Origin of the sequence: Bordetella ansorpii (genome assembly GCF_900078315.1) — a bacterium.
GTDB classification, from domain to species: domain Bacteria; phylum Pseudomonadota; class Gammaproteobacteria; order Burkholderiales; family Burkholderiaceae_B; genus Bordetella; species Bordetella ansorpii.
In genome coordinates, this window is the sequence record NZ_FKBS01000025.1 from 903,240 (window position 1) to 919,637 (window position 16,398).

A 16,398-nucleotide genomic window follows, 5' to 3' on the forward strand; every position below is an offset into this window, starting at 1 on the left:
AACCCCGCGCCCACCCGCCCACGCGACGACACGACGCCCCAGCAATGGCTGGCCATGGTCACCGCCTCGCTGGGCAGCACGCTGGGTTGGTACAACGTCCTGATCTACGGCCTGTTCGCGCCGGTGCTCATGCAGCTGTTCGTCCCCTTCGCCTCGACCAGCGAATCGACCGGCTACATGATCACGCTCTTGTCCGCCACGACGCTGGTGCGCCCCCTGGGCGCGCTGCTGCTGGGGCTGATGGCCGATCGCGCCGGCCGTCGTCCCGCGCTGGCCCTGAGCTTCGGGCTGATGTCGCTGGGCACCACGCTGATCGTCATCATGCCCACCTATGACCAGATCGGCATGGCGGCGCCCATCGGCATCGCCGTCGGCCTGATTTTGCACAGCTTCGCGCAGGGCGGCCAGGTGGGCTGCGGCATCGCCTATACCGCCGAACTGACCCGCACGCATCGCGGCCTGTTCACCAGCTGGCAGATCACCGGCCAGGGCGTCACCGCGCTGCTGGCCGGCGTGCTGGGCTGGTTCCTGTCGTTCGCGCTGCCCGAGGAAGCCATGCAGGAAACGGGTTGGCGCATCACCGTCGGCTTCGGCATCCTGCTGGCCCTGGTCGCCTGGTATCTGCACGATCAATGCGAAGAGACCCCTGCCTTTCGCGGACAGGAGCCCCCCACCCAGCCCTTCGTCGACCTGTTCGCGCGCCACGGCATGCGCATGCTGCTGGGCTGCGGCGTCACGCTGGTCTCCACGGCCGGCGCCTATGTCGCCATGATGCTCCCCATCATGGCCAGGATGGACCTGGCCTTGCCCGTGAGCCACACGTTCTTCTCCGCGCTGGTCACGGGGATCGCCACGCTGGTCACAGGCCCCTGCATGGGCGCCTTGTCCGATCGCGTCGGCCGGGTGCCCGTCATGATGGTCTCGGCGGCCGCGGTGGCAGTGCTGATCTATCCGATGCATCTGTTCCTGATGCAAGCGGGCACGGCCGGCTCGTTGCTGCTGGTGCAGTTCCTCTTCAGTTTTCTGCTGGCGTGCTATCTGGGCGCACTGGGGGCGTTCCTGGCCGAGCTGTTTCCCACGCCGGTGCGGGCCCTGGGCATCTCATTGGCCTACGCGTTGACCGCGGCGGTCTTCGGCATCCTGGCGCCGTACCTTGTCGAAACCCTGAACCAGAGCGCGCTGCCCTATCCGCTGGGCTTCTATCTGGCCGTGTGCGCGGTCTGCAGCATCGTGGCGATGCTCAGCGCACGGCGTCGGTTCGACATGCGCTGAGGGCAACGCGGCGGTCGCGGGCGATGCCACAGACGCCGCGCGCCGTCCCGCACAGCATCACTTGGACGGCACCGCCCCAGCGTAATACTCACCCAGCGCCTCGATTTCCTGCACCGTCAGCCGCTGGACAAACGCCCGCATCACGCCGACATCGTCGTTGGCACGTTGACCGCCTCGAAACGCATTCATCTGGTCGATGAAGTATCCCTTCGGCTGGCCCGCCAGCCGGGGCAGCAGCGGCCCTTCGCCGCGGCCTTGCAGACCATGGCAATTGGCGCAGGCGGGCAGCGCCCGGTTGTTGTCGCCCAACGCGTCCAGGGTGCGCGCGGATTCGGGCCCGGCCGCCGCGCTCGCGGCCGGTGCGGGCAGCGAGGCGTAATAACGCGCCAAATGGCCGATCTCCTCAGGCGTCAGGCCCTTGGCGATCATGCCCATCAGTGGATGGTTGCGCTTGCCGTCGTGATAGTCGGTCAGTTGCTTGGCCAGGTACTCCGCCTTCAACCCCGCCAGATTCGGGAAGTTGCTGCCCGCCGGCGATATGCCCTGCTGTCCGTGGCACGCCACACAGGCCTGCACACCCGCCTGGGGCCGGCCAGCACTGGCAAGTTGCGCCCCCGCCTTGGGATCGGCCTTCTCCAGCGCATCCTGCCACGGCGGCTTGAAAGCCGTGAAATCCTGCGCGCTGCGGCCGGGCTCGGGTTGCGCGGCTTGCGGACGAGGCGCCGATTGGCTGCCGCTGGCGGCTGGCGCCGAAGCGCCCACGGGCGCGGGCGGCGATGCCTGGCTGGCCGGCACGCCAGGCTGGCCCTGCGCGTTGGGCACGGCGGCAGCCTGCGCCGGCGGCACAGGCTGCCGCACCGCCGTGGCGCGGATGAGACTGTCGCCGCCCGAATTGCCCATCTGGTGCCACGTCGCCACCAAGGTGACAATGGGCGCCCCGAAGACCAGCGCCAGCACCACTGCGATGCCCGAGTTCGTCTTGTCCATCACGTCACCAGCGGTCCCGGCGAACGCAGGTAGTCCGCCTTGATTTTCTCGACGATCCAATACGCCGTCGCGCCCACCGTGGCCGTCGGGTTGTAGTTGGAGTTCTGCGGAAACAGCGACGCGCCCGTCACGAACACGTTCGGCACGTCCCACACCTGGCCGAAACGGTTGACCACGCTGGTTTGCGGATCGTCGCCCATGATGGCGCCCCCGGTCAGATGCGTGGACTGATATGCGGTTGCCGTGAACGGCTTCTTGCGCGGTCCAGGCTCGGTCGCCACCACGCCGCGCATGGCCTTTCCGATCTCGTCGCCCTTCTGCGTCAGGAAGGCCGACAGGCGGATGTCGTTGTCCGGAAAGTCATAGGTCACCCGCAGCAAGGGCAGCCCCCAGGCATCCTTGTAAGTGGGATCCAGGCTGAGATTCGTGCCGCGCGTGGGCTGCGCGGACCCCGTGATGGTGATGGATGCGGAATGGTTGTAGTACCGCTGCACGGCCCGCTTCCATTCCGAGCCCCACGCCGCGGTGCCCTTGGGCGTGGGGTGATAGCCGATCGGCGCGCCGCTGACCACCTGGATCTGCAGATAGCCGCCGCCCACGAACTTGTGCGGACCGTGATCGAAATTGTCGGCGCTGAAATCATCCATCGTCACGGCCACGGCGCCCGCGCCCATGAACGGGTTGATGTTCACCGACTCATCGAAGAACAGGTTCACGCCCGACGTGGTCTGGTGCGTGTAGTTGCGCCCCACCACGCCCGTATCGGTATCGGGATCGTAGGGCTTGCCGATACCCGACAGCAGCAGCAGGCGCACGTTGTTGACGCCGAAGGCGCAAAGCACCACCGTGTCGGCCGGCTGGAATACCTCTTTGCCCGCCGCATCCACGTATGTCACGCCGCGAGCGTGCTTCTTGTCATCCGTCAGTTCCACGCGCAGCACGTGCGCGCCGGTGCGCAGCTCGAACGTCTTCAGCTTCATCGCCACCGGCAGGATACAGACCTGCGGCGAGGCCTTGGCGAAGTGCTCGCAGCCGAAATTGGAACAGAAGCCGCAGTACACACAGGCGCTCATGTGCAGCCCTTCGCTGTTCACATAAGGGCGCGTGCACAGCGCCGACGGCTGCACATAGGGGTGATAGCCCAGCTTGCGCGCCGCCTCGCCGAACAGCGCGGGCGCATGGGGCACCTTCATCGGCGGATTCGGATACGGGCGCGAGCGCCACGGCTCGAACGGATTGCCGCCCTCCTGTTTCTGTCCCTTGATGTTGCCCGCCTGGCCCGACGCGCCCACCAGGTAATCGAAACGGTCGAAGTACGGTTCCAGCTCGTCGTAGGTCAGCGGCCAGTCCTGGCTCATCAGGTCGTCGTCGAAGATGGCCTTGCCATAACGCTCGTTGTAATGGCTGCGCAGGTTGAAGTCGGTGGGATCGAAGCGGTAGTACGCGCCCGACCAATGATTGCCCGCGCCGCCCAGATGCGTGCCCGGATACGCGAACTGCCAACGCCGCATCGGCAACGCCTTCTGCCGGGTGTCGTTGCGGAACGTGAAGGTCTCGGTGGCCGCATTCTGGTGCAACGCGTGGCGCCGCGTGTATTTCAACTCGTCGTGCACGTTCGGCCCCTGGAAATCCGGCGAAGGCCAGCGCGCCTCGCCCCGCTCCAGGATCACCACGCGCTGGCCCGCCGCGGCCAGTTCCTTGCCGATGATCGCGCCGGTCCAGCCGCCGCCGACGATGGCGACATCCACTTTGGGCAGGGCCTCAGCCATGAGCGCCCCCTTTTGCGGCGGGCGCGCCATGCTCGTGCGCCGGTTCCATCTGGTGCGGCCGCGCCATCGCGATGGACACCGGTTCGCCTGCCCAGATCACGCCATGCCGCTCGATGTCGTTCGAGAAGCTGGCGTAGGCGCCGGGAAAGCCCACCAGCTTCCAGCCCACCATGCCGGCATTGCCGCCATACATCGGATCCGAGAAGAAGCCTTCGATGGTGCCGTCCAGCAGCGCCTGGAAGAACACGGCGGACGGCAATGGCGAAAAGTCCGCCTTGCCCGATTGCATCTGCCTGAGCCATTCGTCCTGCTGGCCGGCGCTCAACTCAGCATAGGGCTTTCCGTCCTGCTTGCGCACGGCCGCATCCAGCTCCGCCAGGCCTCGGCGGAACATCTCCGCCGGCGTGAACGACAGTTGATAGCCCTGTTCGGGCGTTCCCTGTTCAAAGGGCCCCTGGCGGTACAACTGATCGCCCGCCCCCCAGGCGCCGGCCAGTTGCTCGTCCAGGAACGTCGTGACACCGGCTTCCTTGGCGCCCGGCCCCAGGTCGTCGGCGGGAATCAGCCGCGCCACCAGCGCATCCACCGCCTGGGCCTCCTGCTGATTGAAGAACTTCAATGTGCGGGTGTTCGCCTGCGGGGCGGCGGACAGGCCGGCGCCAGGGCCCTGCGCGTCATTGGCCGCGGGCGGCGGCGAGGCGGGCGGCGCCGAGGGCTCCGGGACATTGGCGGGCGCGACAGGCTGCGCGTTGGCGCTCTGTCCCCTTGTCAGCAACGCGCCGGGGACGCCGAGCGTGATGGCCTTCAACAGGCCGCGCCGGCCCCGAACGGAGGAGTCGTCCATGAGCATAGGGCTCCGGTTGCGAGGCAGGCAGCAGACCGGCCCCAGGGTCTATGGAAGGCGACCTTCAAAACCGCCGCCGGGTTCGCGGGGGAGGCATGGAGCAAGCCGCTTGCCCGGCATGGCGTTTGCGCCACCAGGATCATTCAAACGCTTTTCCGTGGAGGAGAACATCATGGCTTACCCATCCCACGACGCCATGCGCCGGGCGCTGATGGCAGGGGCTTTCGCCTGCGCCACCTTGGCGGGCGCCACGCACGCGCAGCAACCCAGCGGCCACACGCCCGCCTCGGCGACGCAGCCCAGGCCGCCGCAGCCAGGCCAACCCGATACCGATCCAAAAGTGCAAAACGTTGAAAAATCGGGCGCCAGCCGCACCGCGCCGCCGGGCCGGATCGAAAGCAATCGAAAGGCTGGCGACGATAGCGGCACCGAATCGCGCGATGGCAAGAGCCAGCCGGGCAGCACGGCGGGATCGACGGGAAATGCGGGTATGCCCGGCGCGGGCGCCACCTCCGGCTCCGGAGGCAGCGCCGATCATCGGTGATCGCCCTGGCGGGGATTGGCCTGAACCAGCAGAAGGCGCACGTTGTCTCCTGTGCCGTGCTTGTCATGCCGCGCAGTGAGGTCCAAGCCGGTAGAAGTTTCGCAGGCGGCGGGCCGCTCGCCTCGGCCGGGTCAGCGGCCGCCCCGGCATGGAAACATCAGGCACATGGCTTGCTGATGGCTGAACGCCCATAACCAGAATGGAGCTTCGCCATGAGTTCCCGCCCCACGACCCTGTACCGTTCCTTGCGCAACGCCATTCCCGTGGCGACCGCGCTTGCGCTGGCTGCCGCCGCCACTTTCGCCACCGCGCAGGAAACCCCGCACCCGTCGACCCCGCCCGAACGCCATATGCCCGAGCCCGCCCAGAATGGCGGTTCCGGTGGGCAAAATATGCAAAACAGCAGCAAGGACCCCGGTGACCGGATGGCGCCCGCGTCCAAGGTCGAGGGCAAGCCCCAGCAGTCGAACAACAACGAGGCGACCCAGCAGGACATCCAACGCAAGGAGCAACAGGAAAAGCCGGCGAACACGCCCGCCGCGCCCTCCGGCAATCAGGCGCCGAAGCCTTGACCTGAGCTTCGCTTTCGCGAGCAGACTCCTCCTCGATCACACCAGGCCCGCGCATCATGACGCGGGCCTGCCGCATCCGGACATCCCCAATGGCTGGACAAGCCCAGTTTGTTCAGCCCCGCGCCACTTCGCGATAGACCCGTGGTTAACCCTATCAGGGTAATTGCCGGACCAGCCTGACTTGTCCCAGGCCTCGCAATACTTGTTTGTCAGCCCCTGTGCGGCGGCACATGATTGTCTGGCCCCGTGGACGCGTGGCGCCCATGCCGGGCCCCGCGCCAGCCACCAAGACTCCCTCAGACACGGCACACCATGACAGCTTCGCAGTCCGCATGCAGGGCCGGCGCAGACATCGGCGGCACGTTCACCGATATCGCGCTGGAATACGAAGGACGCTTGTACACCGCCAAGGTCCTGACCGATTACCAGAAACCCGAACGCGCCATCGTGCAGGGCCTGAAACTGGCCGCCGGGGAAGCCGGCATCGCGCCGTCCGTGATCGGCTCGGTGGTGCACGGCACCACGCTGGCCACCAACGCCCTGATCGAGCGCCGCGGCGCCAAGACCGCCTTCATCACCAGCGAGGGCTTTCGCGACGTGATCGAGATGCGCCACGAAGGCCGCTTCGAGCAATACGACCTGGCCATCCAGTTGCCGCCTCCGCTGATCCCGCGCAGCGACCGCTTTCCGGTCGAAGGCCGCCTGGACGCCAGCGGCAACGAGCTGGTGCCGCTGGACACGGCCGGCCTGGACCGCGTCATCGACGCCATCCGCGCAGGCGGCTTCACCAGCGTGGCCGTGGGGCTGATGCACAGCTACCGCAACGGCGCCCACGAACGCGCCGTGCGCGACCGCCTGCAAAGCGCCCTGCCGGATGTATCCGTGTCGATCTCCTGCGAGGTCTCGCCGCAGATCCGCGAGTTCGAACGCTTCAACACCGTATGCGCCAACGCGTATGTGAAGCCGCTGATGTCCTCGTACCTGAACCGGCTGGCCGATGCGCTGGCCGCGGAAGGCATGCGCTGCCCGCTGTACATGATCCACTCCGGCGGCGGCCTGATGTCGCTGGCCAGCGCCGCGGAATTCCCCGTGCGCCTGCTCGAATCCGGCCCGGCCGGCGGCGCCATCTACGCCAGCCACGTCGCCGCGCGCTACGGCATGGAGCGCGTGTTGTCTTTCGACATGGGCGGCACCACCGCCAAGATCTGCCTGATCGAAGACCTGCACCCCAAGACCGCGCGCACGTTCGAAGTGGCGCGCACCTACCGCTTCAAGAAGGGCAGCGGCATGCCCATCTCGATTCCCGTCATCGAGATGGTCGAGATCGGCGCGGGCGGCGGCTCCATCGCCCACGTCGACGACCTGAAGCAGGTGCGCGTCGGCCCCGAGAGCGCGGGCTCCGAACCCGGCCCGGCCTGCTATGGCAGAGGCGGCCAGCATCCCACCGTCACCGACGCCGACCTGATCCTGGCCAAGCTCGATCCCAAGCGCTTCGCGGGCGGCTCCATCACGCTGGACACCGAAGCCTCGCAGACGGCCATGCGCCGCCACGTGGCCGACCCGCTGGCGGGCACGCCCGTGCAGGGTGCCTACGCCGTGGCCGAGATGGTGGACGAGAACATGTCCAACGCCGCGCGCATGCACGCGGTGGAGAACGGCCGCGACCTGACCGAATTCACCATGATCGCCTACGGCGGCGCCGCCCCGTTGCATGCCACCCGCCTGTGCGAGAAGCTCGGCATCGACCGCCTGATCGTGCCGCCCGGCGCCGGCGTGGGCTCGGCCATCGGCTTCCTGCAGGCGCCCTTCGGCTACGAGTCGCTGCGCAGCGCAGTGATGCGCCTGTCACGCTTCGACACGGCCCTGGTCAACGCCATGATCGCCGAGATGAACGAAGAGGTCGCGGGCTTCGTGCAGGAGACCGACCACCGCGGCACGACCGTTCGCGAGCTGCGCGCCTACATGCGCTATGCCGGCCAGGGCTGGGAAATCCCCGTCGACGCGCCGGACGGCGACATCGACGACGCCACGCTCAAGGTGCTGCGCGCCAACTTCACGCAGGCCTATACGCAACTGTTCGGCCACGAAGTCGAAGGCCTGGACATCGAGGTCGTCAGCTGGGCGCTGTCGCTGCGCAGCGACGTCGCCGCCCCCGAACGCATCCATGCCGACAACGGCCAGGGCGTGGCCACGCGCCAGCAATGCCCGCCCATCGGCATCCGCGACGTCTTCGACGCCAAGCGCGGCCAGTTCCTGGAATGCGCCATCTACGACCGCGCCAGCCTGCCGCGCGACCTGCGCCTGGACGGCCCACTGATCGTCACCGAGAAAGAAACCTCCTCGTACGTCAGCCCCGACTACAGCCTGATCCAGCAACAGGACGGCTGCCTGCTGATTCAACGCAAACAACAATCCAAGGGAGCCTGACATGAGCGAAACCATCCGCGTGCGCGAACAGATCATGTGGAACCGCCTGATCGCGGTCGTCGAGGAACAGGCCGTCACCCTGGTGCGCACCGCCTTCTGCACCAGCGTGCGCGAAGCCGGCGACCTGTCGGCCGGCGTGTTCGACGCGCATGGCCGCATGATCGCCCAGGCCGTCACCGGCACGCCCGGCCACGTCAACTCCATGGCCGAGTCCGTCGGCCACTTCGTGCAGAAGTTCGGCGGCAGGCTCGCCCCCGGCGACGTGCTGGTCACCAACGATCCCTGGATGGGCACCGGCCACCTGCACGACATCACGATGGTCACCCCGGTGTTCCGTGCGCAGGCCCCGGGCCAGGCTCCGCGGCTGATCGCCTACTTCGCCTCGACCGCGCACGTCGTCGACATCGGCGGCCGCGGCTTCGGCCCCGACGCCACCGAGGTCTATGAAGAAGGCATCTGCATTCCGCTGATGAAGTTCTACAAGGCCGGCGAACTGAACGACGACCTGATCGAGATCCTGCGCAGCAACGTGCGCGAGCAGGACCAGGTAATCGGCGACTTCCATTCGCTGGTGGCGTGCAACGATACGGGCCGCCGCCGCCTCGAAGCCATGATGGACGAGTTCGGCCTGGCCGACCTGCAGGAGCTGGCCGAGTTCATCTTCGACCACAGCGAACGCGCCACGCGCGAGCGCATCGCCTCCCTGCCCGCTGGCGACAACGCCTACGACATGCGCGTGGACGGCTACGAGTCGCCCATCGACCTGCGCGTGAAGGTCAAGTCGCAGGACGGCACGCTGTACGCCGACTTCGACGGCACCTCCGGCCCCAGCGGCTATGGCATCAACGTGCCGCTGACCTACACCAAGGCCTACGCGTGCTACGCATTGAAGTGCGCCATCGCGCCCGCCATTCCCAACAACTGGGCCTCGCTGCGCCCGTTCGAGATCAGCGCACCCGAGGGCTGCATCCTGAACGCGCCGCGCCCCTCGCCCGTGGCCGTACGCCACGTACTGGGCCACCTGATTCCCGACGTGGTGCTGGGCGCGCTGCAAGGCTACAAGCCCGACCTGATCCCCGCCGAAGGCGCCAGCGCGCTGTGGAACCTGCAAATGAGGTTCCAGGGCACGCGCGCCGACAACAGCCAGTCGCGCCATGAAATGCTGATCTTCAACACCGGCGGCACCGGCGCGCGTCCGGCCAGCGATGGCCTGAGCGCCACCGCCTTCCCCAGCGGCGTGCACAGCATGTCCGCCGAGGTGACGGAAAGCATCGGTCCCATCGTCATCTGGCGCAAGGAACTGCGGCCCGACTCCGGCGGCGCCGGACGCTGGCGCGGCGGCCTGGGCCAACGCATCGAGATCGGCGCGCACGAGGGCTACCACTTCTCGCTGAACGCCATGTTCGACCGCGTGGCCTTCCCGGCGCGTGGCCACCTGGGCGGCGGCAACGGCGCGGCCGGCAAGGTCGGCATGGACGACGGATCCGTCATGAAGGCCAAGGGCACGCAGCGCATTCCCGAAGGCCGCCGCCTGGTGCTGGACCTGCCCGGCGGCGGCGGCTACGGCCGCGCCGCCGATCGCCCCGCCGAACTGGTGAAACGCGACGTCAGCTACGGCTACATCTCCGAGGAGCAGGCGCGGCGCGACTATCCGCATGCATTCGATTGAGCGTTGAGCCTTACCGGGCAGCACCCGGCACCGCATCCTCAAGGCGAACTTCGGATGCGGCGAACATCATCCAAGGGGTAAAGAACGATGAGTACCAATGCAATGCGAGCAACCGCCGCCATGGACCGCGACCGCGCGGGGGCTGGCGCGCACGCCGGCGCAACGGCCGCCGCGCCGCGCGCCGTCGGCAGGAAGGAACTGAACAAGGTGGTGCTGGCCTCGGTGGTCGGCAGCTTCGTCGAGTGGTTCGAGTTCTCGGTGTACGGCTGCCTGGCCAGCGTGCTGGGCCGCGTATTCTTCCCGTCCACCGAGCCCGGCATGCAGCTGATCGCCTCGCTGGCGGCCTTCGCCGTGGCCTTCTTCGCGCGTCCCTTCGGCGGCGTCATCTTCGGCCCCATCGGCGACCGCTTCGGCCGCAAGCGCGTGCTGACCGTCACCATCCTGATGATGGCGGTGGCCACCTTCGCGATCGGCCTGGTTCCGTCATACACGACCATCGGCATCGCCGCGCCCATCCTGCTGGTGCTGCTGCGCCTGTTGCAAGGCATCTCGGCCGGCGGCGAAGGCAGCGGCGCGGCCATCTTCGTGGCCGAGTACTGCTCGGACAAGCGCCGCACCGCCATCACCAGCTGGATCGAGGTCGGCTGCATCAGCGGCTTCGCCTTCGGCGCCACCATCACCACCGTGCTCACGGCCATCTTCACCACCGAGCAGATCACCGAGTGGGCCTGGCGCATCCCGTTCCTGCTGGCGCTGCCGCTGGGCGCCATCGGCCTGTACATCCGCGACAAGCTGGAAGAGACGCCCGCCTTCGAGGCCGTGCGCGAAAGCAAGAAATCGCATCCAACGGCTACGTGGAGCGAGCTGTTCTCCACCCATCGCGCCGAACTGCTGCAGTCGTGCGGCTTCATCATCGTCACCAACATCACGCTGTACACGGTGACCACCTACATCCCCACCTACCTGTCCAGCGCGCTGGCCATGAAGGAGTCCGCCGGCTTTCTGCTATCGCTGGGCCCGCAGCTGTTCCTGATCGCCATGATCCCCGTCATGGGCATCCTGGCCGACCGCATCTCGCGCAGGATGACGATGCTGGCGGGCAGCATCGGCGTGCTGGTGCTGGCCATTCCGTGCTTCCACCTGCTGGCCGAAGGCAGCTATGCGATCAAGGTCGTGTCGCTGCTGCTGCTGAACCTGTGCCTGTCGGCGCTGCTGGGCTGCATCTTCGCCGCCGTACCGGCGCTGTTCCATACGCGGGTGCGCTTCACCGGCATGGCGGTCAGCTATAACGTCTCGGTGGCCCTGTTCGCGGGCACGGCACCGATGCTCAACGCGTGGCTCATCCAACGCACCGGCAACACGACCATGCCGGCGTACTACCTTATGTTCGGCGCCGTGGTCGGGATCGTCGCGCTGCTGTCCAGCCAGGACCGCACGGGTCAGCCGATGCCGGGAGACGCGGCGCGGGCGGAATGATGCAAGGCCCTGGCGGTCCGGGGACACAAGCAGAACGAACCGGCCGGCGGCGGTCATTCCGCGGAAGGGAAATCATCGATCCCCGTTCCTGCGATCGTCACCACCGCCACGCCGCTGTTCATGCGGCGCGGCCCGTTCGGGGCTGCGCTCAGGCCCACGAGCTGGCGCGGCACGCTCATGCTCGACCATGCTCTGCGGACGCGGCTGCGGTTGCTGCGGCTGCGGACGCGGCTGCGGTTGCTGCGGCTGCGGACGCGGCTGGGATGGCGGACGGGCCTCCTGCATCTGACGCATCTGCTGCTCGCGCGCGTCGCGGTTCGGATGCGGCTGGCCGGGCTCCCGTTGCGCGGGAAAGCTCTGCGGGCCAGGATTCGCAGTGGGCCGGGCGGGTGCGGCTCGGCCGGCATTGCTCGCGGGCGCGGAGGGCATGCCGGGTTGCATGCGTTGCGGCGAGTTCACGCGTTCGCCTTGCCCAGGTCCCCATCGATCGACCCCATTCCCCGGGCCGTTCGGCACGCCGCCTGGCACATGTATCGCAGGACTCCTGCGCTCGCCCTGCGCGGGACCGTCACGACGCATGTTCAGCCCACCCGGCCCGCCACGAGGATCGCTGCCGACGAGCAGCGGCCGCGGCATCGCCATCATCGCGGGGCCTCGGCCGTGGCCGGCAAACTGCGCCCTGTCGTGCCCGAAATCCCGCATATGTTCGATCTGCATCCGCGTGGGCGGCAGGTGCTGCTCGCGCGCGGCCGCCAGCTCGTGCGGGTTGGGCCGGGCATCCATGCCGCCGCGTCCGCCGTTGTAGCTGATGCGGCGGTGGTCCACGTACACATCCACATTGCGCACATACACGTTGGTGACGCGCGTCACGTCCACATGCGTCACGGCCCGGTTGTACAGGAACACGTCGCGGTCCCAATACCCGCCGACATACCCCGTGCCGAGATAGCCGAAGCCGTAGTTCACACCACCATAGAAGCCGATGTGCGGCCCCCAATAGCCGGCATGCCACCGATACAAGCCATCCACGTAGCCCCAATAGCCGGGCGTCCACAACGCGCCGGTATACGGCGCCAGCAGCCAGGCCCCGGGCACCCAATAGAAGCCCCAGGCATTGAGCGCCCAGTAACCCGGGGTCCAGATATAGCCCGGCCCGGGCACGGGCGGTTGTTCGTACACCGGCAGCGACGGCGGCGGCGCGGGACTGGTTTCGATCGGCGCCAGGTTCGCATTGGCGGGATCGGGGCCGATCGTCGGACCCGTCGTCGTCGTGGTCACCGTGGTGATCGTCGTGCTCTGCGCCTGCGCCGCGCCGCTCACGCCGAGCGCCGCGCACAGCGTCGGCAAGACAGCCAAAGACAGCGATACTCGGTTTCTGCTGAATTCACGCATGATGGACTCCTGACTGTCCATGTGCAGGCTTCTTCGCCCGCTGCCGAAGGCGCGAGGCGGCCTCAATAGCCGTAGTAGTAATGGTAGTAATGCGGGTGGTAGTAGACCGGCGCCGGCGCATAGTGACGGGCGGGAACGACGATACACCCGGTCATGGTGCAAGCCACGGCGATCGACAGAATCATGGTCCTGAGCATGGCGGACTCCTTGCTTCTCCTGCACATCGGAACGACGTGGCAGGTAAGGAATTAGGCCATCATCCCCGGCGCAAGTTCTTCGTCTGTAATGGCTTCGAAACACCTGATCGGTGACCGATCGTGTCGAACTCGTGCTGCAACCCAGGCATTTGCAATGGTTCTGTCGACAGCCTGAAGACCGTCGCGGCGAGGCCATGCCGTCGCCCATGGGCTACCACGCTAGCTTGCGCGCAACGTTACCGGTTCATGCTCGCCTTCCGGCGCCATGCGGCAAGTGGAGGGATAGCCGCTTACCTGTTCGGTACACACATCGTGCAGCAGCCATCGCGTGAACTGCCGCAGCACCGGTGAATAACAGTGATTCGATTTCACCAGCAGGCTGAATCGCGGCACGCGGTCACGGGGCAGCTTCTTCAGCACGTCCATGCCGAACGGCGCCACCAGCCGCCCCGCCGCCACGTGACGCACGGCATCGGCATAGGAAAGGAACCCCACTCCCAGGCCCGCCAGCACCGCTTCCATCATGGCCGCGTGCGTGTGCAGCCGCATGATGGATTGCGTCGGGCGCTCGGACACGCCCAGCAAGTCCAGCGTGTCTTCCCACAGGGTATTGGCCACCAGCGACGAGATGACGTTGTGCCGCAGGAGGTCCTTCGGCTCGTTGACCGGTAGCCGGTCCAGCAACGCCGGCGTGGCCACCAGCACTTTCAGGTCATCCAGCAGTGGCGTTTCCTCGTAACCCGGCGGGGCGGCATAGTTCCAATGGATGGCGGCGTCCAGGTTTTGCGAATCCAGCTCGACCAGCTCCACTCCCACGGCCATGCGCAGGTCCAGATCCGGCATCGACGAGGTGAACAGGCCCAGCCGCGGCACCAGGAATTCGGTGGCGAAGTACGGACTGACGTACAGATACAGATGCGGCGTCTCGGGCGAGACCTGCACCGCCTGCACACCATCGGCAAAACGGTCCAATCCGTCGCGCACGTGCAGATAGAACGTCTGCGCCGCCAAGGTGGGCTTCAAGCTGCTGACGTCGCGGTGGAACAGCTGTTGATCCAGATGGGATTCGAGATGCTTCAGTTGCTGGCTGACCGCCTGAGGCGTCAGGCATAGCTCACCCGCGGCCTGGCGTATGGAGCCATGCCGCATCACGGCTTCGAAGATCCGCAGGGAGTTCAGGGGAGGCAGTCGATAACGCATGAAACGCGGGAGGGTTGGACGTGCGCGGTCAATCATATCCCTTCCGGCCTTGGTCTTGCGGGCCGGCCCGGCGCGTCATCAGGGCTTGCGCGCCGGGCGCCTTGCATGTCATTGCGTCCGATGGCCTGCTCGAACGCGATCCGCAGTTCGATCCATGCCGCCATCGGCGACCAGATGGCCTCGAGAACACCCTGCAGTTCTGGCGCGGCCTCGATGGCCTTGCGCCGCCATGTACTCATGTGTTGCCCTCGGGGCGGATGTCCGGCCCCCTCTGCGGAGGTACCCGAATATCACACGGAAGGCTTGTTCACCCGTGCCTGTCGGGCCAGCAGCGTGTCCAGTTGATTGGCGAAGGCCTTGCGGTCGGATTGGCCGAACGAAGATGGTCCGCCCGTATCGACACCGCTGGCGCGCAGTTCTTCCATCATGTCTCGCACGGCCAGACGCTCGCGGATGGTTTCGTTCGAATAGCGCTCGCCCCGCGGATTCAGCGCCAGCGCTCCCTTCGCCAATACATCGGCGGCCAAGGGGATGTCGCCGGTGATCACCAGGTCGCCCGTCTGCGCATGCTGGGCGATGTGCGCATCCGCGACATCGAAGCCGCGAGGAACCTGCACCGCGCGGATGAACGGAGAAGGCGGCGTGCGCAGCATCTGATTGGCCACCAGCGTCAAGGGTATCTGCCATCGCTGCGCCGCACGGAACAGGATGTCCTTGATGACGGCGGGACAGGCGTCTGCGTCGACCCAGATATGCACGGGTGTCTCTCTTGAAACAGGTAAGGTCTGGCGAAGGAAAGCAAAGGCGCGCCGGGGATGTGTTTCGCATCCACCGCCTGCCTTGGCGCCATGACACGACGCATCATGTTAAGCCATCCCGTCACTGCCTCCGGGGGCACCACCAGGACGCCGCTTCGCTCAGAACACCTGGCAGGGATCAGCGCCCGAACACGGACTCCAGCACCAGGCCCGTGGCAACTCCGACCAGGAAGTAATCCGCGCCTACGCCGATCCAGTGGTAGCCCCGCGGCGGCTGGCGCAGATGGTGGTCGTGCCAATCATCGATGACGTATTGATGGCCACGGTACGGGTCAGGCACACGCTGTCCCTTGCTCCAACGTTCCGGAGCGGGATCAGGGCGGCGCTGCGGTTCGCGGCCCTGGTCTCGGCCTCGATCATCACGGCCCCGGCCGTTGTCGCGGCCTGGCCCGTGGTCAGGACGGCCACCCTGCGGACCGGCGCCTTTGTTTTCCGCTCCATGCCGACCATCCGGGCCGCCAGGGCCGGGCTCTGGCTGAGCGACGGCCACACTGCTGCTGACAGCGATCACAGCAGCCAGGACGGAAGAGACTAGGTTTTTTTTCATGGCGAACTCCCTATTCGACGGTACGCACCGTTGGGAAAATTCTAGCCAAGGGATGGGCCGAACAGAGCGTTAACCGTTACCTGGTTTATCCGGAAGGATGACTGCCGTGTCCGGCTTTTCCCTGTAAACCCCGGCATTTGTCACCCATAGGTCGCCATTCTGCGTTTGGGAACATCACAAATTCGGTCGCTCCCATGCAAATCCACACACTGCGACATACAGAGGCAGTGCATATGCAGACGCATCGTCGCGCTGCGGTCCGTCTGAGGAAGCCGGAGCTTTTTTCGGGCGTCCAAAGCAAAACCCCGCAGACGTTGTGTCTACGGGGTTTTGGGGATAAGAGCCTGACGATGACCTACTTTCACAGATGTACATCCACTATCATCGGCGCAAAGGTGTTTCACGGTCCTGTTCGGGAAGGGAAGGGGTGGGACCACCTTGCTATGGTCGTCAGGCGTAAGAGGTTGAGCGGTTGACGGGTTGGGTCAACGGCTCAGAAGAAGAAGCACGCTGGGCAGGGGTTGAGGCCTGCGACGTAAAGCGTATGGAATACGTAGATTCTGGGGTTGTGATGCACGGCGTTCTCGCCGGCACGGTGCGCGTTAGCACCTGGCGGCGCGCTCGTGGCGCCGCGTATGAAGACTGTAGAGTTATAGGATCAAGCCTCACGGGCAATTAGTATCA

The 16,398-nt window shown here is 66.6% G+C and carries 15 protein-coding genes and 1 rRNA gene; 6 read left to right on the plus strand and 10 right to left on the minus strand.

Annotated elements, in window-relative coordinates:
• Positions 1-1,272, plus strand: a 1,272-nt coding sequence (locus tag A7W11_RS21780; RefSeq protein ID WP_066419088.1) for an MFS transporter, incomplete at its 5' end; no start/stop codon positions are given.
• A gap of 57 nt (positions 1,273-1,329) precedes the next feature.
• Here A7W11_RS21780 and A7W11_RS21785 read toward each other — a convergent pair.
• The 3 genes from A7W11_RS21785 to A7W11_RS21795 are packed head-to-tail and all read right to left on the minus strand — an operon-like array spanning position 1,330 to position 4,872.
• Positions 1,330-2,259, minus strand: coding sequence for a c-type cytochrome (locus tag A7W11_RS21785; protein WP_066419093.1), 930 nt, complete (start codon positions 2,257-2,259; stop codon positions 1,330-1,332).
• Positions 2,259-4,028, minus strand: a complete 1,770-nt coding sequence (locus A7W11_RS21790) for a GMC family oxidoreductase (protein ID WP_066419363.1) — start codon at positions 4,026-4,028, stop codon at positions 2,259-2,261. Before A7W11_RS21790 ends, A7W11_RS21785 begins: the two co-directional genes overlap by 1 nt.
• On the minus strand, positions 4,021-4,872 hold the full coding sequence (locus A7W11_RS21795; protein WP_066419096.1) for a gluconate 2-dehydrogenase subunit 3 family protein: 852 nt from the start codon (positions 4,870-4,872) through the stop codon (positions 4,021-4,023). The genes A7W11_RS21790 and A7W11_RS21795 overlap by 8 nt, the downstream gene beginning before the upstream one ends.
• 172 nt (positions 4,873-5,044) lie before the next feature.
• Between A7W11_RS21795 and A7W11_RS21800 the strand changes: the two genes are divergently transcribed.
• From A7W11_RS21800 to A7W11_RS21820, 5 genes are all read left to right on the plus strand, one after another.
• Complete coding sequence (locus A7W11_RS21800; RefSeq protein ID WP_156523182.1) at positions 5,045-5,416, plus strand: hypothetical protein; 372 nt, start codon at positions 5,045-5,047, stop codon at positions 5,414-5,416.
• Between the two features lie 212 nt (positions 5,417-5,628).
• Positions 5,629-5,988 (plus strand): hypothetical protein, encoded by a 360-nt coding sequence (locus A7W11_RS21805; RefSeq protein WP_066419104.1) that lies wholly within the window; start codon positions 5,629-5,631, stop codon positions 5,986-5,988.
• Between the two features lie 312 nt (positions 5,989-6,300).
• Positions 6,301-8,415, plus strand: coding sequence for a hydantoinase/oxoprolinase family protein (locus A7W11_RS21810; protein WP_066419110.1), 2,115 nt, complete (start codon positions 6,301-6,303; stop codon positions 8,413-8,415).
• A 1-nt stretch (position 8,416) separates the two neighbouring features.
• Positions 8,417-10,084 (plus strand): hydantoinase B/oxoprolinase family protein, encoded by a 1,668-nt coding sequence (locus A7W11_RS21815; RefSeq protein ID WP_066419113.1) that lies wholly within the window; start codon positions 8,417-8,419, stop codon positions 10,082-10,084.
• Between the two features lie 87 nt (positions 10,085-10,171).
• Positions 10,172-11,560 (plus strand): MFS transporter, encoded by a 1,389-nt coding sequence (locus A7W11_RS21820; RefSeq protein WP_082887414.1) that lies wholly within the window; start codon positions 10,172-10,174, stop codon positions 11,558-11,560.
• A 72-nt stretch (positions 11,561-11,632) separates the two neighbouring features.
• Here A7W11_RS21820 and A7W11_RS28470 read toward each other — a convergent pair whose 3' ends face one another.
• From A7W11_RS28470 to rrf, 7 genes are all read right to left on the minus strand, one after another.
• Positions 11,633-12,952 carry a YXWGXW repeat-containing protein gene (locus A7W11_RS28470; protein WP_066419119.1) on the minus strand — a complete coding sequence of 440 codons (1,320 nt, stop codon included), beginning with the start codon at positions 12,950-12,952 and terminating at the stop codon, positions 11,633-11,635.
• A 62-nt stretch (positions 12,953-13,014) separates the two neighbouring features.
• Positions 13,015-13,149: a hypothetical protein gene (locus A7W11_RS29015; RefSeq protein ID WP_268874739.1), complete on the minus strand. Its 135-nt coding sequence runs from the start codon at positions 13,147-13,149 to the stop codon at positions 13,015-13,017.
• A gap of 219 nt (positions 13,150-13,368) precedes the next feature.
• Positions 13,369-14,349, minus strand: a complete 981-nt coding sequence (locus A7W11_RS21830) for a LysR substrate-binding domain-containing protein (protein WP_066419121.1) — start codon at positions 14,347-14,349, stop codon at positions 13,369-13,371.
• Between the two features lie 32 nt (positions 14,350-14,381).
• Positions 14,382-14,588: a hypothetical protein gene (locus A7W11_RS28125; RefSeq protein WP_156523183.1), complete on the minus strand. Its 207-nt coding sequence runs from the start codon at positions 14,586-14,588 to the stop codon at positions 14,382-14,384.
• Positions 14,589-14,639: 51 nt separating this feature from the next.
• Positions 14,640-15,107 carry a YaiI/YqxD family protein gene (locus A7W11_RS21835; protein ID WP_066419123.1) on the minus strand — a complete coding sequence of 156 codons (468 nt, stop codon included), beginning with the start codon at positions 15,105-15,107 and terminating at the stop codon, positions 14,640-14,642.
• A gap of 178 nt (positions 15,108-15,285) precedes the next feature.
• On the minus strand, positions 15,286-15,447 hold the full coding sequence (locus A7W11_RS28870) for an RcnB family protein (RefSeq protein ID WP_156523184.1): 162 nt from the start codon (positions 15,445-15,447) through the stop codon (positions 15,286-15,288).
• Positions 15,448-16,056: 609 nt separating this feature from the next.
• Positions 16,057-16,169 (minus strand): 5S ribosomal RNA (rrf, locus tag A7W11_RS21845).
• Positions 16,170-16,398 lie beyond the last annotated feature (229 nt).